The sequence below is a fragment of the Bradyrhizobium sp. LMTR 3 genome (assembly GCF_001693485.1).
In the GTDB taxonomy this organism is placed as follows: domain Bacteria; phylum Pseudomonadota; class Alphaproteobacteria; order Rhizobiales; family Xanthobacteraceae; genus Bradyrhizobium.
Genome location: NZ_MAXC01000023.1, coordinates 554,090 through 575,542, shown reverse-complemented (window position 1 = coordinate 575,542; position 21,453 = coordinate 554,090). Strand labels below are relative to the sequence as shown.

The 21,453-nt window shown below is 62.6% G+C and carries 18 protein-coding genes; 11 read left to right on the top strand and 7 right to left on the bottom strand.

What is annotated here, in order from left to right:
* Positions 1-60: 60 nt before the first annotated feature.
* The 4 genes from LMTR3_RS19800 (at position 61) to LMTR3_RS19785 (ending at position 4,097) form a co-directional block, all read left to right on the top strand.
* Positions 61-882 carry a creatininase family protein gene (locus LMTR3_RS19800; RefSeq protein ID WP_065746680.1) on the top strand — a complete coding sequence of 274 codons (822 nt, stop codon included), beginning with the start codon at positions 61-63 and terminating at the stop codon, positions 880-882.
* A 153-nt stretch (positions 883-1,035) separates the two neighbouring features.
* On the top strand, positions 1,036-1,293 hold the full coding sequence (locus tag LMTR3_RS19795; RefSeq protein ID WP_028351026.1) for a hypothetical protein: 258 nt from the start codon (positions 1,036-1,038) through the stop codon (positions 1,291-1,293).
* A 395-nt stretch (positions 1,294-1,688) separates the two neighbouring features.
* Positions 1,689-3,728, top strand: coding sequence for a carbohydrate porin (locus tag LMTR3_RS19790; RefSeq protein WP_084029716.1), 2,040 nt, complete (start codon positions 1,689-1,691; stop codon positions 3,726-3,728).
* An 18-nt stretch (positions 3,729-3,746) separates the two neighbouring features.
* Positions 3,747-4,097: a DUF3147 family protein gene (locus tag LMTR3_RS19785; RefSeq protein ID WP_065746679.1), complete on the top strand. Its 351-nt coding sequence runs from the start codon at positions 3,747-3,749 to the stop codon at positions 4,095-4,097.
* Between the two features lie 106 nt (positions 4,098-4,203).
* On the opposite strand, the gene LMTR3_RS19780 is transcribed toward LMTR3_RS19785, so the two are convergent.
* Both LMTR3_RS19780 and LMTR3_RS19775 read right to left on the bottom strand, forming a co-directional pair.
* Complete coding sequence (locus LMTR3_RS19780; RefSeq protein ID WP_065746678.1) at positions 4,204-5,835, bottom strand: FMN-binding glutamate synthase family protein; 1,632 nt, start codon at positions 5,833-5,835, stop codon at positions 4,204-4,206.
* A 389-nt stretch (positions 5,836-6,224) separates the two neighbouring features.
* Positions 6,225-6,998 carry a ferredoxin--NADP reductase gene (locus LMTR3_RS19775; RefSeq protein ID WP_065746677.1) on the bottom strand — a complete coding sequence of 258 codons (774 nt, stop codon included), beginning with the start codon at positions 6,996-6,998 and terminating at the stop codon, positions 6,225-6,227.
* A gap of 289 nt (positions 6,999-7,287) precedes the next feature.
* Here LMTR3_RS19775 and LMTR3_RS19770 point away from each other — a divergent pair, with 289 nt between their 5' ends.
* The 3 genes from LMTR3_RS19770 to LMTR3_RS19760 all read left to right on the top strand — a co-directional run bounded on the left by LMTR3_RS19770 (position 7,288) and on the right by LMTR3_RS19760 (position 10,694).
* Positions 7,288-8,286 (top strand): ATP-grasp domain-containing protein, encoded by a 999-nt coding sequence (locus LMTR3_RS19770; protein ID WP_065746676.1) that lies wholly within the window; start codon positions 7,288-7,290, stop codon positions 8,284-8,286.
* Positions 8,286-9,602, top strand: coding sequence for a bifunctional folylpolyglutamate synthase/dihydrofolate synthase (locus LMTR3_RS19765; protein WP_065746675.1), 1,317 nt, complete (start codon positions 8,286-8,288; stop codon positions 9,600-9,602). Before LMTR3_RS19770 ends, LMTR3_RS19765 begins: the two co-directional genes overlap by 1 nt.
* Positions 9,603-9,692: 90 nt before the next feature.
* Positions 9,693-10,694 (top strand): NADP-dependent oxidoreductase, encoded by a 1,002-nt coding sequence (locus LMTR3_RS19760; protein ID WP_065746674.1) that lies wholly within the window; start codon positions 9,693-9,695, stop codon positions 10,692-10,694.
* A gap of 105 nt (positions 10,695-10,799) precedes the next feature.
* Here LMTR3_RS19760 and LMTR3_RS19755 read toward each other — a convergent pair whose 3' ends face one another.
* Together LMTR3_RS19755 and LMTR3_RS19750 are read right to left on the bottom strand one after the other, a co-directional pair.
* Positions 10,800-13,958, bottom strand: a complete 3,159-nt coding sequence (locus LMTR3_RS19755) for an efflux RND transporter permease subunit (protein WP_065746673.1) — start codon at positions 13,956-13,958, stop codon at positions 10,800-10,802.
* A 9-nt stretch (positions 13,959-13,967) separates the two neighbouring features.
* The gene (locus tag LMTR3_RS19750) at positions 13,968-15,170 is read right to left on the bottom strand and encodes an efflux RND transporter periplasmic adaptor subunit (RefSeq protein WP_065746672.1); all 1,203 of its coding nucleotides are present in this window, start codon (positions 15,168-15,170) and stop codon (positions 13,968-13,970) included.
* 202 nt (positions 15,171-15,372) lie between these two features.
* On the opposite strand from LMTR3_RS19750, the gene LMTR3_RS19745 reads away from it, so the two are divergent.
* Positions 15,373-16,248, top strand: coding sequence for a hypothetical protein (locus LMTR3_RS19745; RefSeq protein WP_065746671.1), 876 nt, complete (start codon positions 15,373-15,375; stop codon positions 16,246-16,248).
* A 43-nt stretch (positions 16,249-16,291) separates the two neighbouring features.
* Here the strand turns inward: LMTR3_RS19745 and LMTR3_RS19740 are convergent, their stop codons facing one another.
* Positions 16,292-16,651 (bottom strand): hypothetical protein, encoded by a 360-nt coding sequence (locus tag LMTR3_RS19740; protein ID WP_065746670.1) that lies wholly within the window; start codon positions 16,649-16,651, stop codon positions 16,292-16,294.
* A gap of 247 nt (positions 16,652-16,898) precedes the next feature.
* On the opposite strand from LMTR3_RS19740, the gene LMTR3_RS19735 reads away from it, so the two are divergent.
* The 3 genes from LMTR3_RS19735 (at position 16,899) to LMTR3_RS19725 (ending at position 20,070) form a co-directional block, all read left to right on the top strand.
* Complete coding sequence (locus LMTR3_RS19735; RefSeq protein WP_065746669.1) at positions 16,899-17,108, top strand: hypothetical protein; 210 nt, start codon at positions 16,899-16,901, stop codon at positions 17,106-17,108.
* Positions 17,109-17,320: 212 nt separating this feature from the next.
* Positions 17,321-18,460: an FAD-dependent monooxygenase gene (locus LMTR3_RS19730; protein ID WP_065746668.1), complete on the top strand. Its 1,140-nt coding sequence runs from the start codon at positions 17,321-17,323 to the stop codon at positions 18,458-18,460.
* On the top strand, positions 18,457-20,070 hold the full coding sequence (locus tag LMTR3_RS19725; protein ID WP_065746667.1) for a benzoate-CoA ligase family protein: 1,614 nt from the start codon (positions 18,457-18,459) through the stop codon (positions 20,068-20,070). The genes LMTR3_RS19730 and LMTR3_RS19725 overlap by 4 nt, the downstream gene beginning before the upstream one ends.
* A gap of 182 nt (positions 20,071-20,252) precedes the next feature.
* On the opposite strand, the gene LMTR3_RS19720 is transcribed toward LMTR3_RS19725, so the two are convergent.
* Together LMTR3_RS19720 and maiA are read right to left on the bottom strand one after the other, a co-directional pair.
* Positions 20,253-20,762 (bottom strand): MarR family winged helix-turn-helix transcriptional regulator, encoded by a 510-nt coding sequence (locus LMTR3_RS19720; protein WP_065746666.1) that lies wholly within the window; start codon positions 20,760-20,762, stop codon positions 20,253-20,255.
* A complete protein-coding gene (maiA, locus tag LMTR3_RS19715; RefSeq protein WP_065746665.1) occupies positions 20,752-21,384 on the bottom strand; it encodes a maleylacetoacetate isomerase in 633 nt (210 codons plus the stop codon). The genes LMTR3_RS19720 and maiA overlap by 11 nt, the downstream gene beginning before the upstream one ends.
* Positions 21,385-21,453 lie beyond the last annotated feature (69 nt).

The following is a 21,453-nucleotide window of genomic DNA, read 5'->3' as shown; positions in this document are numbered from 1 at the left end:
CCATCCCCGGACTATCTAACAAACTATCCTGCAAATTCATCCAAAGAAACGCTTCGCTCGATGGCCTCAACCGTTCCGCCCCGCGACTGGACCGACATCCGCTGGCCCGACATTGCCAAGACTGGCGCTAAGGCCGACGCCGCGCGCTGGATTGCGGTGCTGCCATTGGCAGCCACTGAGCAGCACGGCCCGCATCTGCCGCTGGAAACCGACGTCCTGATTGGCGAGGCCTATCTGGCGCGGGTGCGCGAGCTGTTGCCCGTCGCGCTGCCCGTCACCTTTCTGCCGCTGCAGCCGGTCGGCATCTCCACCGAGCACATCGATTTTCCGGGCACGCTGACGCTGCCGACCGAGGCCGCATTGAAGGAGTGGATGGCGATCGGCGAGCGCGTCGCGCGATGCGGAATTCGCAAGCTCGTGATTGTGACGAGCCATGGCGGCAACAGCGCGGCGATGTCGCTGGTCGCGCAGGATCTCCGCGCACATCACGGGCTGCTCGTGGTCACCACGAGTTGGTCGCGCTTCGGCGCGCCGGATGGATTGTTTTCCGCGGAAGAGCTGCGTCACGGCATTCATGGCGGCGCGGTCGAGACCTCCATCATGCTGGCGCGCTATCCGCACACGGTGCGGAGAGAGGCGATCGCTGATTTTCGCCCTGCCAGCATCGCGATGGAGAAAGAATTCCGTTGGCTCTCGGCGCATCGGCCGGTCCCTTTCGCCTGGCAGGCGCAAGACCTTAACGAAAGCGGCGCAGTCGGCGACGCCACCAAAGCCACTGCGGAGAAGGGCGAACTACTGCTCGATCACGGCGCGCGGGCGTTCTGCGAACTGCTCGATGATGTCGACAAATTCGATCCGGAATTGTTTCTTCGTAAAGCATAAAATCGCGATCTATTCTCGTAACTATCTGAAATGTCGAAGAAATAAACGACGAAACCATATTTCCGGCCGCCGCCTCGAACCGCCTTTCAACGTGCTCCGTCCAACTGGGCATGCGGACCACAATGGCCGCTTAACAGAAGGAAGGAGACTTCCATGTCGATCAAGACCAAGTTCGCCGCTCTCGCTCTCGCTACCCTTGCCGTTACCGGCGGCATGGCTTCCACACAGGCTCAGGCCAAGCCGCTGCACTGGGGTGTCGGCGCCGGCCTGGTTGGCGCAGCCATCGTCGGCACTGCCATCGCAGCTTCGGGTCCCCACTACTACTATGACGGTTATCGCCGCTGCGGCTGGGTTCGCCAGTTCGACGCTTTCGGCAATTACATCGGCCGCGTCCGGACCTGCGCTTACTGATTTCTGCGGCTGACTTGGTTGCTGTTTGAGAAGCGATTTCTTTGCAAGCAAACCACTTCAGACCCTGAAAGCGCTTCTCGTGGATCAGCGTCCGGCACGGGCGCCTCATCCACCCCGTGCCGCACACGACCCGCCCGGCGGTCCCCCCGGGCGGGTCACCTTTTTTGCCGGCCGAGACCGTCTGCGATGGTCCAAGCGGCTGTTGCGACCACGTCACGCAACGGTGTCACTGAATCGTAGCTGACAGGCCGATCCTTTCCCTACTGTTGCGAATTATTTGCAATATGGGTCTTGGCGGATGCTCTGGCGCTGGCGGGGAGGAACCGCCAGAATTTGGCGGCGACGGGTTGATGACTTCATTTGGCGGGTGGCGGCAGGTGTTCGAATCTGCCGTGATGGCAAGTAGCGACCACACGGATCGCACCGGGAATGTCCGAACTGTGAACCGCAACCGCCGATCATCCTTGGAATATGCACTGGCCGGCGCCGCGGTCAGTGCGTTGGCGCTCGGCAGCCCGGCGATGGCGGCCGACATGCCGCTGAAGGCGCCCTATCTTGGCCCGGCGTTCGACTGGAGCGGCTTTTATATCGGCGGCCATACCGGCTATCACCGTGGCTCGTCGTTCGCGACACTGGCCGACCCCGCCGTCACCGCGACCAACAGCGTGGTCAGCGGTCTGATCGGCGGCGTGCAGGCCGGATATAATTTTCACTTTTCCTCGGGCCTGTTTTTCGGTGTCGAAGCCGACCTGACCTTTCCGAACTATCTGCCGTCCAATCACGTTGTTGCCAAGTTCGTAACCGCGCGCTCGGATGCAGAGGAGCGATGGGATTACGCTGGCACCGTGCGCGGCCGGATCGGCTATGCCAGCGGACCGTGGCTCGCTTACGCCACCGGCGGTTTTGCTTGGGCCGGTGAACGCTTTCTCAACACGCCCACGGCTGGCGGCGTCGAAGAAAAGCGGATAAACGTGCGCCCGGGCTGGGCGGCCGGCGCCGGGCTTGAGTATGCGTTTGCGCCGCATTGGAGCGTCAGGCTCGAATATCTCTACGCTCAGTTCGGAAAGGCTGATGTCCGCCTGCCGTCAGGAACGACGTATAACTCGACGCTCGATTTCCAGCAGGTTCGCATCGGCCTCAACCGCAAGGTCGACTGGCCGGGATCAAGGACCTGGACACCGAAGACCGACCTGACCGCCCCCGAATCCGATCGCTGGGAGATTCATGGGCAGACCACCTATCTGGGTCAGGGCTATCCGGCCTTCCGCGCACCCTATACCGGCACCAACAGCCTGACGCCGGCGCGACAGGCACAGGCGACGTGGAGCAACAGCCTCTATCTGAACGCAAGGCTCTGGGAAGGCGGCGAGATCTACTACAATCCCGAACTGCTGCAGGGTTTTGGCCTCAGCGACACGGTCGGCCTCGCCGGATTCAGCAGTGGCGAGGCGCAGAAGTCGAACTTCCCCTATCCGCACTACAACACCTCGCGGCTGTTCGTGCGCCAGACTTTCGGCTTTGGCGGCGAGCAGGAGGAGCTTGCCAGCGCGCAGCAACAACTCGCCGGCAAGGTCGACGTCAACAGGCTGACGCTGCAGGCCGGGAAGTTCTCGGTCGGCGATGTCTTTGACGGCAATTCCTACGCCAAGGACACCCGCCGCGATTTCATGAACTGGTCGATCTGGGCGCCCGGCGCCTTCGACTATGCTGCCGACAGGCTCGGCCTGACCTACGGCGTGACCGCCGAACTCAATCAGAAGCAATGGGCGTTGCGCGGCGGCTATTTCATGATGGGCGCGGTGTCCAATTCCAACAATTTCGACACCCAGGTCTTCCGGCGCGGCCAGTACGTGGTCGAACTGGAGACGCGTTATCAGATATTTTCCCGGCCGGGCAGGCTGCGCACCATCGGCTGGGTGAGCAGCGCCAATTCCGGCAGCTATCGTGAAACGCTGAACGATCCGGCGCTCAATATGGATATCTCGCTGACGCGCAGGGGCCGCCCCAAATACGGCTACGTCGTCAACGTCGAACAGTCGGTCACGGATGACATCGGCCTGTTCGGCCGCTGGAGTTGGAACGACGGCAAGACCGAGATCATGTCGTTCACCGACATCGACGCCTCGCTCTCGCTCGGCACCTCGATCAAGGGCACCGCGTGGGGCAGGCCCGACGACACGATCGGCATCGCCGGCGCGATCAACGCGCTGTCGCGCGATCATCGCGACTTCCTCGCTGCCGGCGGGCTCGGCCCACTGATCGGCGACGGCCAGCTCAATTACCGCAAGGAACGCATCCTCGAGACCTACTACGCCTACGCGCTCACCAGGCAGATCATGCTGACGGCGGACTACCAGTTCGTCACCAATCCCGCCTACAATGCCGACCGCGGCCCGGTCCATGTGTTCTCCGGCAGGCTGCACGGCGAGTTCTAGTGCCCCTCGAGGCACCCCATGCTCTACTTCGTGATCAAATGTGCCCTGTCCGGCATTATCATCGCGGCGGTGTCGGAAATCGCCAAGCGCAGCCCGGCATTCGCTGCGCTCGTCGTGTCGCTGCCGCTGCTTTCGCTGTTGAGCTTCCTGTGGCTCTGGCACGATACCGGCGATGCGGAGCGCATTGCCGGTGTGGCGGAATCGACGTTCTGGTACGTGCTGCCGTCGCTACCGCTGTTCCTGATATTGCCGGCGCTGCTCAGGGCGGGCGTGGGCTTCTGGCCCAGCCTGGCCGCAGGCTGCGCGGTGACGATTGCTCTTTACTTCCTCACCGCCTGGATGCTCGCCAAATTCGGCATCCGCCTTTGAAGCGGCAAATTCTCGCCGCCGCGCTCGCTTCGCAGATGCGCCCTGCCACTTTAGATGCGGGCGGCTTGGGGGACGTTCGGGCGGCCGCGGGGAAGCCGCTAGGATTTTATCCCGCCGGCTGGAACGAATCTGCGAGCGCCATCGCCCATGCATCGCGGAAGCGCGGATCCTGAGTGCCTTCGATCAACTCGCCCGGACGCAGCGACGGATAGAGTTGCGCGAATGACAACGTGTCATTCGTGGAGGATCGCTGCGTGAAGTGGATCGGCCGCAATTGCCGCGGATGATCGAGGCCGGCCGAGGCGATCAGCTCGGACAAGGCGTGCAGGGTGGCGTGATGATAGTTGTAGACCCGCTCAATCTTGTGCGGCACCACCAGCGCGCGGGCGCGGAGCGGATCCTGGGTGCTCACGCCCGTCGGGCATCGATCGGTATGGCAGCTCAGCGACTGGATGCAGCCGAGCGCGAACATGAACCCGCGCGCAGAATTGCACCAATCGGCGCCGATCGCCATCGCACGCGCCATGTCGAATGCGGTCGCGATCTTGCCGGCGGCACCGATCTTGACGCGGTCACGCGCATTGATGCCGATCAGCGCATTATGGACGAAATTGACGCCCTCCCGCATCGGCATGCCCAAATGGTCCATGAATTCCAGCGGCGCAGCACCGGTGCCGCCTTCATTGCCATCCACCACGATGAAATCAGGATATATCCCGGTTTGCAGCATCGCCTTGCAGATCGCCAGGAATTCCCAGGGGTGACCGACGCACAGCTTGAACCCGGCCGGCTTGCCGCCGGATAGTCGCCGCATCTCGCCGATGAAAACCATCATTTCCAGCGGCGTCGAGAACGCGCGGTGCGTGGCTGGCGAAATGCAATCCTCGCCCATGGGGATACCGCGAATTTTGGAGATCTCTTCAGAGACCTTGGCCGCCGGAAGGACCCCGCCATGTCCGGGCTTGGCCCCTTGGCTGATCTTGAGTTCGACCATCTTGATCTGACCGTCGCTGGAGACGCGGGCAAATTCTTCCGGGTTGAATGTGCCGTCGCGGTTGCGGCAGCCGAAATAGCCCGAGCCGATTTCCCAGATGATGTCACCGCCGTGCTCGCGGTGGTAAGGACTGACGCCGCCCTCGCCGGTGTCATGCGCAAAGCTGCCCTTTTTCGCACCAGCGTTCAGCGCCCGCACGGCGTTGGGGCTGAGCGCCCCAAAACTCATCGCCGAGATGTTGAAGACCGAGGCCGAGTACGGCTTGGTGCAATCCGGACCACCGATGGCGACGCGAAACTGCTCGACGGCACGAGCCTTCGGCAACATAGAATGGTGCATCCATTCATAGCCGTCGCGATAGACGTCCTCCTGGGTGCCGAACGGCCGCTTGTCGAGCTCCATCTTGGCACGCTGATACACCAGGGCGCGGGTGTCGCGGGAAAACGGCTTGCCGTCCTTCTCGCTCTCGAAGAAGTACTGCCGTATCTCCGGACGAATTTCTTCGAGCAGAAAACGAATGTGCGCCGAGATCGGATAATTGCGCAACACCGCGTGGTTCTTCTGCAGGAGATCGCGAATGCCCAGCAATGTAAGCGCGCCGAAGACCACGATCGGCAGCAGCAGCAACTCCCACACCTTGAGGTTCTGGTCGAAAATCCCGATGCCGATCAGCAATGCCGTGATGACGGCGCAGATCGTCAGCACGATGTAGCGTGGCGAGAACGGAAGCAGCAGCGTTTCCATGGAACCCCTCACCCAAATTATCCTTGCCGGCCGGTAGCTTAGTCCAACCGCCGGAACGAGCGCTACACGATATACGGAGCGACCTTCACGGAAGTGACGGCGGCTTGAAAAAATAAACGGGATGCTCCCCGGTCCGAATGAACCTGTCGTCCTTTTTGCAGTGCAGCGTAATGGCCGTGGAGACGAGCGCAGTCTTTGCCGCCGCAACAATCTCGTCGTGCACCGGCACGCGCACGCACTCTCAATCGTCGCGTCGGCACCGAGCCGAGCGACGTTCGGGAGTGGTTATAGCAGTGAGGGAGATCGGAGCAGGCTACTGGACGCGAGCGACAATCCCGCGCCACGTCCCTGCGAACGCAGGGACGACAAAGGATGGAGCGTCGATCGCGTCAGCGCTCGACGAACGCTTTTTCGATCACGAAATGGCCGGGCGTGTTGCCGCTGCCTTCGATGAAGCCGCCGGACTCGAACATCTGCTTCAGCTCTTCCAGCATGGCCGGGCTCCCGCACATCATGATGCGGTCGGTCTCGATATTGAGCGGCGGCTGGTGAATGTCGTTGAACAACTGCTCGGATGAGATCAGGTCGGTGATGCGGCCGCGATTGCGGAACGGCTCGCGGGTCACGGTCGGATAGTACAGCAGCTTCTCCGACAGGAGCGGCCCGAACAGCTCGTCGTCGCGCAGCTTGGCGACCAGCTCCTCACCATAAGCAAGTTCGGACACCTGACGGCAGCCGTGCACGAGCACGATGGTCTCGAACCGCTCATAGACGTCGGGGTCCTTGATCAGGCTGGCGAACGGCGCCAGGCCCGTGCCGGTCGACAGCAGCAGCAGGCGCTTGCCTGGAATCAGATTGTCGGTGATCAGCGTGCCGGTCGCCTTGCGGCCGACCAGAATCTCGTCGCCCTCGCGGATCTTCTGCAGCTTCGAGGTCAGCGGCCCGTCCGCAACCTTGATGGAGAAGAACTCGAGCTCTTCCTCGTGATTGGCGCTCGCCATGCTGTAGGCGCGCAGCAGCGGCCGGCCCTCGACCTCGAGGCCGATCATTGCGAACTGGCCGTTCTGGAAGCGGAAACCGGAATCGCGGGTGGCCCGGAAGCTGAAAAGCGTATCGGTCCAGTGGTGGACAGAAAGGACTTTCTCTCTATAGAACGCGCTCATGTGTTTTCGTTTTTCCTGACGTCTCGATGTAGAACGTTTCGGTCTTCGGGCCTCAAAGTGCCAAAAATCAGCGAAATCATCGGCGATTTGGCGCTTCATTTGCGCACACGAGACACATAGTCAATATGACCTGCAGCACAATTGAGAACTCGGAATGGCTGTCGGTCTAATTTGCAAAAAGGTTCGATCGCCTTCGTTAACGCTTTCCCGCGCAATTAACTTGCTGAATTCGGCGCCGATCTGGCAATAAAAGACTACGTCGAATTAAGAACGTTTCAAAAGAGATCGCATGCGAAGCCCAACTGAGTTTCGAAAGGGAAAACCGGGCTTCTATCCGGACCAGGCGGTCTATGCAGAGTTTGCCGCTGCCGAGTTCGGGCTGGCGTTTCACGACCTCGACGGCGGCTCGGGATTGATCTTCAGCATCGCCGCGCACGACAGGCTGCTTCATTTCGGCGCCGGCCGATGCTCCTGGTATCCGCAGAACAACGCGACGGCTTCGACACTGGCGTCGGACAAGTTCTTTGCCAGCAGGATTCTCCGAGACGCCGGTGTGCCCGCGCTCGGCGGCGATTATTTCTTCCTGCACGATCGCCACCGCGCGCATCGCCCGGCGGGCCATGAACGCAGCGACGCGATTGCCTGCTTCAAAGCGTTGGGTGGATCGGCCTTCGTCAAGCCGCTCACAGGGGCGCGCGGCGATTTCGCGCAAGCCGTCCACGGCGAAGCAGCACTCGTTCGCTATCTCGATGCGGTGATGAAGTATTATGACGCCGTTCTGATCCAGCCGATCGTCGATGGCACCGAGTATCGCGTTTTCCTGCTCGACGATGACGCGCTCTACTGCGCGCGAAAACGCCCGCCGTTCATCTCGGGCGATGGCGTGCGCACGTTCCGCGAACTGCTGACGGCCCATAATGACGCTTTGCGGGCCCGTGGCCTTTCGCCGGCTTCGCTGCCCGATCACGATCCGTCACTCGACACTGTGCCGGCAAACGGCGAACGGCGCGAAATCCCCGGACGGATGAATCTCAGTGCTGGCGGCACGATGGTGTTGGCGGGTGCACCGTCCGAGGAGGCCATCGTGCTGGCGCGGCAGGCGGCGCGCGCGATCGGACTTCGCGTGGCGGCCATCGACATGTTCGTAGGTATCGGTGGCCAACCGGATTCCATGCAAGTCATCGAAGTCAACTCCAACCCGGCGATCCGGCTGCTGGAGGATTCCGACCGCGGCGACCTAATCCTGAAGATCTGGCATCACACCTTCTCGACGATGGGATTGCTCTAGTGTTCGACCTGCCGAAATATGGTGACGGCGTTTGCCTCGCCCGCATGGCCGAGCTGTTGAATGCGCTCAGGATCGATCGCGTGTGGCTGCAGCGCGTCTCGGTCGTGGTGACCGGCTCGAACGGCAAGGGCAGCACGGCGGCGATGGTTGCCAGCATCGGGCGCGACTACGGCCTCCGAACCGGCCTCTTCACTTCCCCGCATCTCTTTCGCTTCAACGAGCGGATCCAGGTCGGCGGGATCGAGATCGGCGACGACGCCTTCGCCCAGTGCAAGCGGCTCGTCGACGCCGCCATCGCCGACGTCTCGAAGCGCCACGGCGAAAGGTTCGGCGCGTTCGAGGCGCTGTTTGCGCTGGCCTGCCTGTACTTTCAGGACAGCCAATGCGATCTCGCGGTGTTCGAGGCCGGCATCGGCGGCCGCTATGATCCGGTCCGCCTGATCGGCGCGCGCGAGACTTGCGTTACCTCGGTCGATTTCGAGCATGTCGATCTGCTCGGCAACTCGCTTGAACTGATCGCTTCCGACAAAAGCGACGCCTGCGCCGCCGGCGGCACGATCGTGTATGGCGAAAACTGTCGCCAGCTTCGGCTCCACCTCCTGGAATACAACCGCTCGCGGGGCTGTACCCCACTGTTCGTCCGTGACGAGATCAGTGTCGACAACGAGGCCCAATCCGCGTCGGGGCAGCATTTCGATTTCCAGTTCGGTTATCATGATTTTCGCCGCCTTGAGCTTAACCTGCCCGGCGCGTTCCAGTTCAACAACGCGGCCATCGCCGTGACGCTGTTCCTGCTCTGGCTGCAACGCGAGCAACCGCGCAAGGCTCCCGAGCGGATCGAAGCTGCCATCCGTTCGGGCCTGCGCAATGTCCGCTGGCCCGGCCGCCTCGAGGTCATCGAGCAAGACCCGCTCATGGTGATCGACGTCGGCCATACGCCAGACGGCATCCGGCAATCGCTCGCCAGCCTCATGGCTATTCATGGCCGCGACGATTGGATTCTCGTCACTGGCGCCTCGCGCGACAAGAAGGCCGACGAGATCGTCGGCGTGCTGGCGCCTTCGTTCGATACGATCATCTGCACGGCGGCACGCCACAAGGGCGCGGACCCGCAAGCCATCGCCGCCGCCGCGCGACTTGGCAATTCCAACGCAACCCTTCATGTCGCGGCGACAATCGCGGATGCCGTACGGCTCTCGCAGGAGATGGCTCTGGAACAAAAGCGCAGAGTGTATGTGGCGGGTGGGTTATTCCTGGCGATCGAATACGCAACCGTCGCAAAGGGCGGCCGCGCGGAGGATTTGGAGTTTTTCTGAACGTGGCGCACACTCCGTGCAGTCGAGCGGCTATTCCGCGGACAGTGCACTGGAAAGCGTCAGAATGCGACACCGAGGGGAGAGAGCACCATGAGCGACACCGTCAATCGTCAGATCCTGCTGGTCGAAAAGCCCGCCGGCAAGCTCGGGCCGGAACATTTCAAGATGGTCCAGGGCGCGGTGCCCGAGCCGAAAGATGGCGAGGCGCTGGTGCGGACGCGCTATATTTCGCTTGATGCCGCCAACCGCGCGTGGATGCACGGTGCGACCTATCGCGCCGCCGTCGAGGCCAACACGGTGATGGCCGGTGGCAGCATCGCGGAGGTCGTCGCCTCGAAGGCTTCAAGCCTCGCGCCGGGCGATATCGTATTCGGCGATACCGGCTGGCAGGATTATGCCGCCGTGCCGGCAAAGCATCTGAACAAGATGCCGAAAATGGAGCCGATGACGCATCTGCTCAGCGTCTACGGCATCGCCGGCCTCACCGCCTATTTTGGTCTCCTGCATGTCGGCAAGCCGAAGCAAGGTGAGACCGTCGTCGTGTCGGCTGCCGCCGGCTCGGTCGGATCGATCGTCGGGCAAATCGCCAAGATCAAGGGCTGCAACGTCATCGGCATTGCCGGCGGCAAGGACAAGTGCCAGTGGCTCACGTCCGAACTCGGCTTCGACGCCGCGGTCGATTACAAGGACGGCGCCACCTTCAAGGCGTTACGCGCCGCCGCGCCGAAGGGCATCGACGTCTATTTCGACAATGTCGGCGGCGAGATTCTCGAAGCCTGCCTTTCGCTGATGAACAACCGCGGCCGCATCGCCTGCTGCGGCGCGATTTCGCAGTATGACGGCGTGCCGTCGGCCCACGGTCCGCGCGGCGTGCCCGGCCTGATCGTGGTGAAGCGCCTCGTCATGCAGGGTTTCATCGTGATGGACTTCATGGACCAGAGCGCGGCAGCACTTGCCGATCTGCAGTCCTGGGTCGCCTCCGGCAAATTGAAGGTGCAGGAGGACGTGATCGACGGAATTGAGAACACGCCGAAAGCACTGATCGGCCTCCTCGCCGGCGAGAACCGCGGCAAGCGCATGGTGAGGGTATAGTGCTGCATTTGTAGGGTGGGCAAAGCGCAGCGTGCCCACCATGTCCCAAGCGAGTGGATAGATGGTGGGCACGGCGCGTTGCGCCTTTTCCCACCCTACCGGACCTTAATGCGTCGCCGCCGTCGCCTGCACGCCGGCCTTCTTCTGCTTCCGCTCCTTCAGCCAGTTCTCGAACCGCTGGATCACGACGAAGAACGTCGGCACGAACAGCACCGCCAGGCACGTTGACGCCAGCATGCCCGAGAACACGGTGATGCCGATCGATTTTCGCGCATTGGCGCCGGCGCCGGTGGCGAGCACCAAGGGCACGACGCCGAGGATGAAGGCGAACGACGTCATCAGGATCGGGCGGAAGCGGGCCCGCGCCGCCTCGACCGCGGATTCCAACAGCGGCTTGCGGTCGCGCACATGGAGCTCGAGCGCCACCTCGACGATCAGGATGGCGTTCTTGGCCGACAGCGCGATCAACAGGATAATGCCGATCTGGGTGTAGAGATTATTCTCGATCCTCAGTCCGCTCAGCACCAGCATCGGTCCGAGCAGCGACAGCGGCACCGCGAGAATGACCGAGATCGGCGCGTACCAGCTCTCATATTGTCCGGCCAGCACGAGATACACCAGCAGCAGGGCCAAGCCGAACGCCCAGTAGATCTGGCCGCCGACGACCTTTTCCTGGTACGACATCGCCGTCCACTCGAAGCCGGTGCCCGGCGGCAGCGTCTTCGCGGCGATCTCTTCCATCAAATTCATCGACTGGCCGGAGCTGTAACCCGTGGCCGGCAGTCCGATGATGGTTGCCGACGGATAGAGATTATACAGGCTGATCAGCGACGGCCCGACCGCCGGCGTGATCTTCGCCACCGCGCCGAGCGGGATCATGTCGCCCTGGCTGTTGCGCACCGTCAGCCTTTCGATGTCGCGCGGGGTCAGGCGGAATTGCGCATCTCCCTGCGCATAGACCTGGAAGGTGCGGCCGAACTTGTTGAACTGGTTGACGTAGCTCGACCCCATGTAGGATGACAATGTCGAGAAGACCTGGTCGGTCGTGACATGCATGGTCTGGGCCTTGACCCGATCCACCTCGACGTCGAACTGCGGCACCATCGAGCGGAACGGCGAGCTGACCCGCTGCAGCGCGCTTTGCGACGCCGCATTGGAAACCATCGCGCCCGTGATTGCCTGCAGCTTGCTGAAATCGGAATTGCCGTCGCGGAGCTGCACCTGCATCGCAAAGCCGGCGGCATTGCCGATGCCCTGGATCGGCGGCGGCGGGACCACCAGGATCCGCGCCTCCTCGATCACAGACAGTTTTTCGTTCAAGCCGACGAACAGCGACCGCAGATCCTCGCCCTCGCCGCGCGCACTCCATTCTTTGAGGATCAGATATGCCACGCCTGCATTGGCGAGGCTGGAGGAATTGTCGAGGGCGGAAATGCCGGCGATGGTAATGACCTGATCGACGCCCGGCGATTTGCTGGTGATATCGCTTACCCGTGTCAGCACGCTCTGGGTCCGATCCAGCGACGCACCGTCGGGTAGTTGCACGGCCACCAACAGATAGCCCTGATCCTCGATCGGGATAAATCCGGTCGGCACCCGCGACAGGCCGTAGCCGCCGATCGCGATCAGGATCAGCGCGCAGATCACCGAGATATTGCTGTGCGCGACCAGCCGGCTGATCAGCCGGCCATACCAGGCCTCTAGGCGGTTATAGACCGCGTTGAAACCGCGGTAGAAGAAGTTGCGCCGTTCCGGCGGCGCGGGCGGTCGCAGCCACAGGGCACACTGCGTCGGCTTTAGCGTTGCCGCATTGATAGCGCTGAGCAGCGCCGTTGCGGCGATGACCAGCGCGAACTGGGCATACATCCGCCCCGTCAATCCCGGCAGGAACGCCGACGGCAGGAACACCGAAACCAGCACCAGCGTGATGCCGACGATCGGCGCAAACAGCGCATCCATCGCACTGATCGCCGCGTCATGGCCGGACATCCCCTTCTCGATGTTATGAGCGGCGCCTTCGACCACGACGATGGCGTCGTCAACCACAATGCCGATCGCCAGCACGATCGCAAACAGCGTCGAGATATTGACGGTAAAGCCGAGCGCCGCCATCGCCGCAAAGGCGCCGATGATGGTCACCGGCACCGTCGTCGCCGGCACCAGCATCGCGCGCCAGTCCTGCAGGAAGATCAGGATCACCACCAGCACCAGCAGGCCCGCCTCGATCAGCGTCTTGTAGACCTCATTGATCGACTCCTTAACGAACTTGGTTGTGTCGAACGGCGTATCGTAGACCACGTCCTGTGGGAACGACTTCGCCAGCACCTCCATCTTCTTCTTGACGGCCTGCTCGACCTCCAGCGCGTTGGCACCCGGCGACTGGAACACGCCGATGCCGGTGGCCGGCTTGTTGTTGAGCGAGAACATCTGGCTGTAGGTCTGGGCGCCGAGTTCCACCCAGCCGACATCGCGCACACGGGTGACGTCGCCGCTGCTGCCGGTCTTGACGATGACGTTCGCGAACTCGCTGACGTCGTCGAGCCGCCCGCTGACGTTCAGCGTATATTGAAACGCCTGCCCTGCGGGCGCCGGCGGCGCGCCGACCTGGCCGGCGGTGACCTGCTGGCTCTGCTGCTGGATCGCCGAAATCACGTCCTGCGGCATCAGGTTGCGCGCCTGCAGCTTGTTCGGATCGAGCCAGACCCGCATCGAATACTGGCCGGCGCCGAACACGGTGACGTTGCCGACGCCCGGCAGGCGCGACAGCTCGTCGCGAATGTTGATGGTGGCGTAATTGCTCAGGAACAGGCTGTCATAGGTCGCTTTCGGCGAGGTCAGCGTCACGAACAGCAAGATCGCCGTCGACCTCTTCTGCACGGTGACGCCCTGGTTCTGTACCGATTGCGGCAGTTGCGACAGCGCGCTCGACACCCGGTTCTGCACCAGCACCTGCGCGAAGTTGAGGTCGGTGCCGATCTTGAAGGTGACCGTCAGCGAGTAGGAGCCGTCGGCGCCGCTGTAGGACTGCATGTAGAGCATGTCCTCGACGCCGTTGACCTGCTGCTCGATCGGCAGCGCCACCGTGTCGATCACGGTTTTCGCGCTGGCGCCGGGGTAGCGGGTGGTGACCTGCACCGTGGGCGGCACGACATCGGGATACTGCGCAACCGCGAGCCGGAACAGGCTGACGCCGCCGATCAGGATCATCAGGATCGCGATGACGTTGGAAAGAACGGGACGCTCGATGAAGAATTTTGAAATCATGGCCGGCTCCTACTTGGCCGACGCCGGCTGCGCTTCGACTGTCTTCAGTTGCGGATCGACCTTCTGGCCGGGGATAGCGCGCAACAGCCCGGCGGTAATCACGCGGTCGTCGGCCTTGAGGCCCTCCTCGATGACGCGCAGCTCGCCTTCCAGCGGTCCGACGCGCACCTTGCGCTGCTCGACGACATTTTCGCCGTTCACGACCAGCACATAGCGGCCGGACTGATCGCTGCCGAGCGCGACGTCGGGCACGAGCAGTGCGTTCTGCACCTGGTCCAAAGGCACGCGGATTCGGACGAAGAATCCCGGCAGCAGCGCGCGGTCCGCATTGGGCAGCACGCCCCGCACGGCAAGCGTGCCGGTCGACTGGTTCAGCGTCGTGGCGGCATAGTCGAGGTTGCCCTTGTGCGGAAAGCCGGTCTCGGTCTGCAGTCCGATCTCGATCGGCACTTGCCTGAGATCATCGGGCGTCAAGCCGCGCCGCCGCGCTTCCTCGCGGATCCGCAGCACGTCCTGCTCGTTGACGTTGAAATTCACATAGATCGGGTCGAGCGCCACGATGGTGGCGAGTTGCGTCGGCGACGATGCACCGACGAGTTCGCCGACGGAGACGAGATGCGCGCTGACGACGCCGTCGAACGGCGCGACCACATTGGTGTAACCATAATTGACCGCCGCGATCTTGGTATTGACCTGGGCCTGCAGTAGGCTCGCCTGCGCATTGTCTCTGTTAGCGGTGGAAGTATCCAGCGTGGCCTGGGAGACGGCCTGCCGCTGCACCAGCTCCTGCTGGCGCTTGAAATCCGCCTCGGTCTGTCGCACCGAGGCCTGCGCGCCGGATTCCGCTGCCTGCGCCTGTTCGAGCTTCAGCTTGTAGGTGTCGGGCTCGATCGTGAACAGGGATGTGCCTTCTTTGACGTAGGCGCCGTCCTTATAGTTGATCGATTGCAGAAAGCCCTGCACGCGCGCGACCAGATCGACATTCTTGATCGCCGCCGTATTGCCGGTCGCTTCCAGATAGCGCGTGAAAGGCCGCTGCAGGGGCGGCGCAACTTCGACCTTCGGCGGCGGTGGGGGGACAAAAGTATTTTGTTCGCAGGCACTTAAGATGCCCATCGCAGCAACGGCGAAAGCTGCACGGCAGGCGGCACCGCCTTTCTGCGCGGCGGCGCCGTGTGATCTCAAGCGTGCAGGCGAACGCGAAGCCTTCATTTTTGGCACCCCAATAGGATTTGTTCTGGAAAAGGCTTTATTCAGAAATCGGCTTTCCGCCACCCCATGAAAATAGCAACAATCCGCTTGCGGCGGAACCGGAAAGAGAAAATGATGCGACCCGATTTTTTCAGCAGACGCATTCAAAATTTCACTTCGGTTGAAGCGGTGGCTTCCGGCGACGACAGAAGGATTTATTCAAATGATCAACACGTTGACGCGTGCGAGAAAGCTTGGGCCGTTATTGGCGGCCGCGATATTCGCAATTGCAGCGCCGGCGTTTGCGCAAGCGCCGAGCCAGGCACAGCGCGACGCGATCAAGTCGCAGTGCAGTTCCGATTACATCGCGCATTGCTCCAGCGTGCCGCCGGGCGGCGAGGCCGCGCTGCAATGCCTGCAGAAGAACATGTCGGGTCTCTCGTCGGGCTGTCAGGGCGCCGTGCGCGCGGTGGAAGCACCGGCGGCAGCGCCTGCCAAGCCGGCGGAGACGGCCAAGCCCGCCGAACCCGCCAAGCCGGCCGAGACCGCGGCGCCGAAATCCGCAGCGTCTCCAACCGCAACAGCAGCGCCGGCAAAATCCGCCGAGCCAAAGGCTGCGGCCGGCGCTACTGCCGGGCAGCCGACCAGCGCACAGACCTCCGCGATCCGCAGCGCGTGCCGCTCCGACTATCCGAAGGTCTGCGCGGGTGTGCCGACCGGTGGCGCGCCCGCGGTGCAATGCCTGGAAAAGAACAAGACAAAACTCTCCCCTGGCTGCGAGAAGGCAGTCGCCGCCGTCACTGGCGGTGCTGCGGTGGCTCCCGCGGCAGACACGGCGCCGGCCGCGGCTGGAGCAGCTCCCGCGGCTACGGCCGGCGCAGCACCGGCCGCGGCAACAGCGCCCACTGTCATCGTGCTGCGACCGATGCGGCCGCGCGAAGAACTGTTGGTGCTACGCTCGGCCTGCGGCGTTGACGTCCGCACGATTTGCGGCGGCGTGCCCGCCGGCGGCGGCCGGATCGTGCAGTGTCTTGCGACCAACGCCGCCCAGCTTTCACCGGCGTGCAAGGACGTTTTGTCCCAGTTCGCGGCACGATAGTCACGCGCCTTCGGCGATCCTCCGTTGCCTCGTGGATCGCCGGTCACTCACCTCCGCGAAAGGCGAGGATGAGCTGAATGAGCCGGACCGACAGCGCAATGTAAAGGATCGTCATCAGGAGTTGGTAGGCGAGGTGCCAATTGAGCTTGGCCAGCTTGTAGAGACCGTCGACGAAGTTCAGCAGCAGGAGAATGACGCCAAACAGCATGACGCCGCGGCCGACGAGACCGTGGCGCAGATAACCGAACAGGACCACTGCCGGCTCGTTGCTCGAGACGTGGGCGCCCGCCGAAACGATCAATGTGCCGATGATCATCTTCTCGACGTGAGAGAATATTTCCTTGGAGACCGGCTCGACATGTTCGGAATAGAACGCCAGCCATTTGGCTCTGACCTGCGCCATGGATTCTCCTTGGGTTTTCCTTGCGACGATGAGTGGGAGCTTCACTACAGCGGGTCCGCGATCGGGAAGCAAGAAGGCCGGCCAGCCCGATACGCGGATACTCACCTCGACGATCGGCCGGCAACCGAAACGAGATCGGCACGCAAATGCCGACGCGACAGCATCCGCAGAACCTTCCGAAAAAGACGTTAGAGACAGGAAACTTTCAGGACCAGAACATCAACCAGTACCAGTCCGGGAGACCGACATGCGTTACTTGCTGATCATTGCATCCGCCCTCTTCGCCTTCGGTGCCACCGTGACCCTTGAGTCGGCCGATGCCAACGCAGCGGTATGCGCCAAGGGCGTCTATCGCGCCGGCTGCGCCGGAGCACGCGGCGCGGTCGTCGTCCGCAAGCCGGCCGTGGTTTGCAGGACCGTGTGGGTGAACGGCGCGAAGGTTCGCCGCTGCACCTGAGCCTCTGGACGCCCGTCGCCACGGCTGCCGCAGAGCGGACAACCGTTCGCGGATAGAACCGACGAGGCTGAAACAGGCTGCGGGGCCGGTCCTGACGCGTTCGGGACCAGGCCCGAGCCGCGTTCCCTGACAATTTTTCTGTGGCGCAAGTTTCCGGCACCGATTAGTCTCCACCCCAAATTAGTAAGTATACTGTCGATTGGGAGGAAGACGTGCGTATCGCCGTCATTGGCGGAGGCCCCGGCGGCCTCTATTTCGCCTATCTCTGGAAGCGCCGTCATCCGGACGCGCAAATCGACCTGTTCGAACAGAACCCCGAAGGCGCGACCTGGGGGTTTGGCGTGGTGTTCTCCGAACAGGCGCTGGAATTCTTGCGCGCCGACGACCCCGAGACGGTCGACGCCATCACACCATTGATGGAGAGCTGGAAGAACATCACGCTCAATTTGCGTGGTGAGAGCGTCGAGATCGACGGGGTCGGCTTCTCCTCGATCGGCCGGCTCGAACTGCTCACCATCCTGCAGCAACGCGTGCGCGGGGCAGGCGTGACGGCGCGATACGACATCACGATCCAGTCGATCGACGAACTCGGCGGATACGACCTGATCGTTGCCGCCGACGGGCTGAACTCGCTGGTGCGCCGTGGGTTTGAGAAGGAATTCGGCGCCTCGGTTTCGCACTCGACCAACAAATTCGCCTGGTACGGCACCAGCAAACGCTTTGCCACGCTGTCGCAGACGTTTGTGAAGACCGATATGGGCTTCTTCAACGCGCATCACTATCGCTATTCGTCCGCCATGAGCACGTTCCTGGTCGAATGCGATGCGGCGACCTGGCAGGCGTATGGCTTCGAGCACAAGACGATCGAACAGTCGCAGGCGATCTGCGAGGAAATATTCGCGGATACCCTCGACGGCCATTCGCTGGTCTCGAACAAATCGGTGTGGCGCAATTTCCCCTGGATCTGGAACGAGAATTGGTCCCACCGCAACATGGTGCTGATCGGAGACGCCTTGCACACCGCGCATTTCTCGATCGGCTCAGGCACGCGGCTCGCCATCGAAGACGCGATCGCGCTGACCAAGGCGCTGGAGGCGGAAAACGATATTCCCGCAGGCCTCGCCCGCTATCAGGCCGAACGCAAGCCGATCGTGCAGAAGCTGGTGACCGCGGCACGCACCAGCGCCGACTGGTACGAACATTTCCCCGAACACATGAAGCTCGACCTGATGGATTTTGCCTACAGCTACATCACCCGCTCCGGGCGGATCGCCGACGCGCGGCTGCGCGCGATGTCGCCGGAATTCATGACGCGTTACGAGGCGGCGAAGAAAATTGGGAGCCAGGCATGACGTCCGAAGTTTCCGATTGGGTCCCCCGCGACAATCCGGGCGCCCGCGAGATCGGCTTTGCAATCCCGGAACGCTATAACGCGAGCCGCATCCTGTTCGATAATCTCGCGGCCGGTCGCGGCGGCCGGCTGGCGCTGACCGGCCCCGGCGGCACGCGCACCTATGCAGAGCTCTGCACTGAAGCCGCGCAATGGGGCCACGGCTTTCAGTCGCTGGGCTTGAAGCGTGGCGACCGCATCCTGATGTTCCTCGACGACACGCCGGCCTACCCGGCGGCATTTTTCGGCGCGGTGCGCTCCGGATTCGTGCCGCTGTTGATCAACACGCTGACGCCGCCGGACCTCTTGCAGTTCTATCTCGCGGACGCCGGCGCAACGGTAGCGGTCGCGGAGGCCGAGTTTACCTCGCGGTTCAACGCGGAGGCCTGCAAGGATACGCCGCTGCAAACCCTCATTGTGGTCAATGGCGTAGCGGGCGAACACGCCGTGCCGAACGCGGTCGACGCGGCAAAGTGGTTGCAAGGCTACGCCACCGATCTGCCGGAAGCCGACACCCACCGTGACGAGATGGCGTTCTGGATGTATTCGTCGGGCTCGACCGGCCGCCCCAAGGGCATCGTGCATCTGCAGCACGACATGGCCTATAGCGAGCAGGCGTTTGCCCGCAGCGTGCTCAAGCTCGGGCCCGACGATATCTGCTTCTCGGTGCCGAAGATTTTCTTCGCCTACGGTTTCGGCAACGCCATCACCTTCCCGTTCTCGGTCGGTGCGGCGACGCTGCTGCTGCCGGGACAACCGAAGCCGGTCACGATCTTCCAGGCGATCGAAGAGTATCGACCGTCCGTGTTTTATGGATTGCCGACGCTCTATACCTCGCTGACCAAGGCCGAGGGTGCGTCGACAACCGATTTCTCGTCGCTGCGGATGGCGCTGTCGGCGGCCGAAGTGCTGTCGGCGGAAGTGTTCAACGGCTGGAAAAAGCTGACGGGGCTCGAGATCATCGAAGGGCTCGGCTCGACGGAAGTCCTGCACATCTATCTCTCCAACCTTCCCGAGAAGAAAAAACTCGGCGCCGCAGGCCTGCGCGTGCCCGGCTATGAAATCCTGCTCAGGGACAAGGACGGCCGCGAAGTCGCCGACAACGAAGAGGGAATCTTGTGGGTACGCGGCGATTCCAACACACCGCTGTACTGGAACCGGCCGGACAAATCCGCCGAGACCATTCGCGAGGAGGGGTGGATCTACACCGGCGACCGCTTCGTGCGCGATGCCGATGGCTTCCACTTCTTCCGCGGTCGCGCCGACGACCTGGTCAAGATATCAGGCCAATGGGTCTACCCGCTGGAGGTCGAGCTCTGTCTTGCCGAGCATCCCGACATCAGGGAATGCGCGGTGTTTGCGGCCGAACTGCCCGATCGGCGCATGACCCTGAAAGCGGTGGTGGTGATGAACAAGCGCGAGTTTGACACGAAGAACGCGACCAAGGCATTGCAGGATTACGTCAAGGCAAAGCTATTGCCTTACAAATATCCGCGCGAGATCCGGTTCATCGAGGAACTGCCGAAGACCGGCACAGGCAAGATCGACCGGCAGGCGTTGATGAAGATGTAGCCACATCCGCAAACTCGACGTCGTCCCTGCGAACGCAGGGACCCATAACCACGGGTGTCTGTAATTATGCCTCGCTGGAGCTCCAGCGTATTTCAACAATCGAGATTTGTGGTTATGGGTCCCGGCTCAAGGCCGGGACGACGGCGGTGTTCTTGACGCTAACCTCCCTTCCCTAACACCCCTCACCCCGCCTTCCCCAAATGCTCCAGCGCATCTTCCGCGCGCAGCGGCACGCGCGAGGCTTCATTGTTGAGATCGACGAGTTGCGTCAGGAGCGTCAGCAGGGTCTTGCGGTCCGCAGGCTTCAGCGGCTGCAGCATCCTGACCTGCGCGCGCTCGACCGACGGCATGATGTCGCGCAGCATGGCTGCGCCCGATTTCGTGAGATAGAGCAGCTTGACGCGCTTGTCCTCGCGCGAGGGCTTGCGCTCGATCAGCGCCTTGCTCTCCAGCCGCTCGATGACGTTGCCGAGCGTCGAGCGGTCGAACGCGATCACCGCCGACAGGCGGGTGGCATCGATGCCCGGATGGGTGTGGATCGCCACCAGCGCCGCATATTGCACCGGCGTCAGGTCGAACGCACTGCATTCCTCGACGAAGATAGAGACCGCGATCTGCTGCATCCGCCGGAACAGATAGCCGGGCGCGGTATAGACCGCGTCCATGGTGATGGGAGCTGGCTTACTCGGCATCTGGTTGCCTGTCCGGTGCGGCGTCCGCGAACGCCTTCATTTCCTTGGCCGCGGCTTCCGCCTCCAGCAGGCGGGGGAACGCCGAAACGTCGACGCCGAAGCGCCGCGCATTCGCAAGCTGCGGCACCAGGCAGAGGTCCGCGATCGTCGGCGTCGGCCCGAAGCAGAACGGCCCCTTCTCGCCCTTGATCAGGGCCTCGCAGGCGGCAAGACCTTCGCGGTTGGCCCAGGCCGCCCATTCCGTCACTTTCTCTTCCGGCAGGCCGAGCTGGCGCAGCCGGGCCAGCACCTTCAGATTCTGCACCGGATGGATGTCGCAGGCGATGGCGAGCGCAAAGGCGCGCACTTTGGCGCGGCGCAGCGGATCTTTTGGCAACAGCGGCGGGTTGGGATGGGTCTCGTCCAGCCATTCGATGATGGCCAGCGACTGGGTCAGCACCGCGCCATCGACGCCCTCCAGCGTCGGCACCAGCCCCTGCGGGTTGAGGGCGAGATAGTCCGGCGCAATCTGTTCGCCCTTGCGAAGGTGATGCGGCAGGTGCTCTGCCGTGAGCCCCTTGAGGTTGAGCGCGATCCTGACGCGGTATGCCGCGCTGCTGCGGAAATAGCCATGCAGCTTCATCGGAACCTCCCTGATTCTTCCGGCCTGTACGGGTTTACCACATTGACGCTACCGATATTGTAAGTATAC

Bases quoted from the DNA above. Each gene is read 5' to 3' on its own strand.
- LMTR3_RS19800 (WP_065746680.1), top strand. From the start codon at position 61: ATGGCCTCAACCGTTCCGCCCCGCGACTGGACCGACATCCGCTGGCCC.
- LMTR3_RS19795 (WP_028351026.1), top strand. From the start codon at position 1,036: ATGTCGATCAAGACCAAGTTCGCCGCTCTCGCTCTCGCTACCCTTGCC.
- LMTR3_RS19790 (WP_084029716.1), top strand. From the start codon at position 1,689: ATGGCAAGTAGCGACCACACGGATCGCACCGGGAATGTCCGAACTGTG.
- LMTR3_RS19785 (WP_065746679.1), top strand. From the start codon at position 3,747: ATGCTCTACTTCGTGATCAAATGTGCCCTGTCCGGCATTATCATCGCG.
- LMTR3_RS19780 (WP_065746678.1), bottom strand. From the start codon at position 5,835: ATGGAAACGCTGCTGCTTCCGTTCTCGCCACGCTACATCGTGCTGACG.
- LMTR3_RS19775 (WP_065746677.1), bottom strand. From the start codon at position 6,998: ATGAGCGCGTTCTATAGAGAGAAAGTCCTTTCTGTCCACCACTGGACC.
- LMTR3_RS19770 (WP_065746676.1), top strand. From the start codon at position 7,288: ATGCGAAGCCCAACTGAGTTTCGAAAGGGAAAACCGGGCTTCTATCCG.
- LMTR3_RS19760 (WP_065746674.1), top strand. From the start codon at position 9,693: ATGAGCGACACCGTCAATCGTCAGATCCTGCTGGTCGAAAAGCCCGCC.
- LMTR3_RS19755 (WP_065746673.1), bottom strand. From the start codon at position 13,958: ATGATTTCAAAATTCTTCATCGAGCGTCCCGTTCTTTCCAACGTCATC.
- LMTR3_RS19750 (WP_065746672.1), bottom strand. From the start codon at position 15,170: ATGAAGGCTTCGCGTTCGCCTGCACGCTTGAGATCACACGGCGCCGCC.
- LMTR3_RS19745 (WP_065746671.1), top strand. From the start codon at position 15,373: ATGATCAACACGTTGACGCGTGCGAGAAAGCTTGGGCCGTTATTGGCG.
- LMTR3_RS19740 (WP_065746670.1), bottom strand. From the start codon at position 16,651: ATGGCGCAGGTCAGAGCCAAATGGCTGGCGTTCTATTCCGAACATGTC.
- LMTR3_RS19735 (WP_065746669.1), top strand. From the start codon at position 16,899: ATGCGTTACTTGCTGATCATTGCATCCGCCCTCTTCGCCTTCGGTGCC.
- LMTR3_RS19725 (WP_065746667.1), top strand. From the start codon at position 18,457: ATGACGTCCGAAGTTTCCGATTGGGTCCCCCGCGACAATCCGGGCGCC.
- LMTR3_RS19720 (WP_065746666.1), bottom strand. From the start codon at position 20,762: ATGCCGAGTAAGCCAGCTCCCATCACCATGGACGCGGTCTATACCGCG.
- maiA (WP_065746665.1), bottom strand. From the start codon at position 21,384: ATGAAGCTGCATGGCTATTTCCGCAGCAGCGCGGCATACCGCGTCAGG.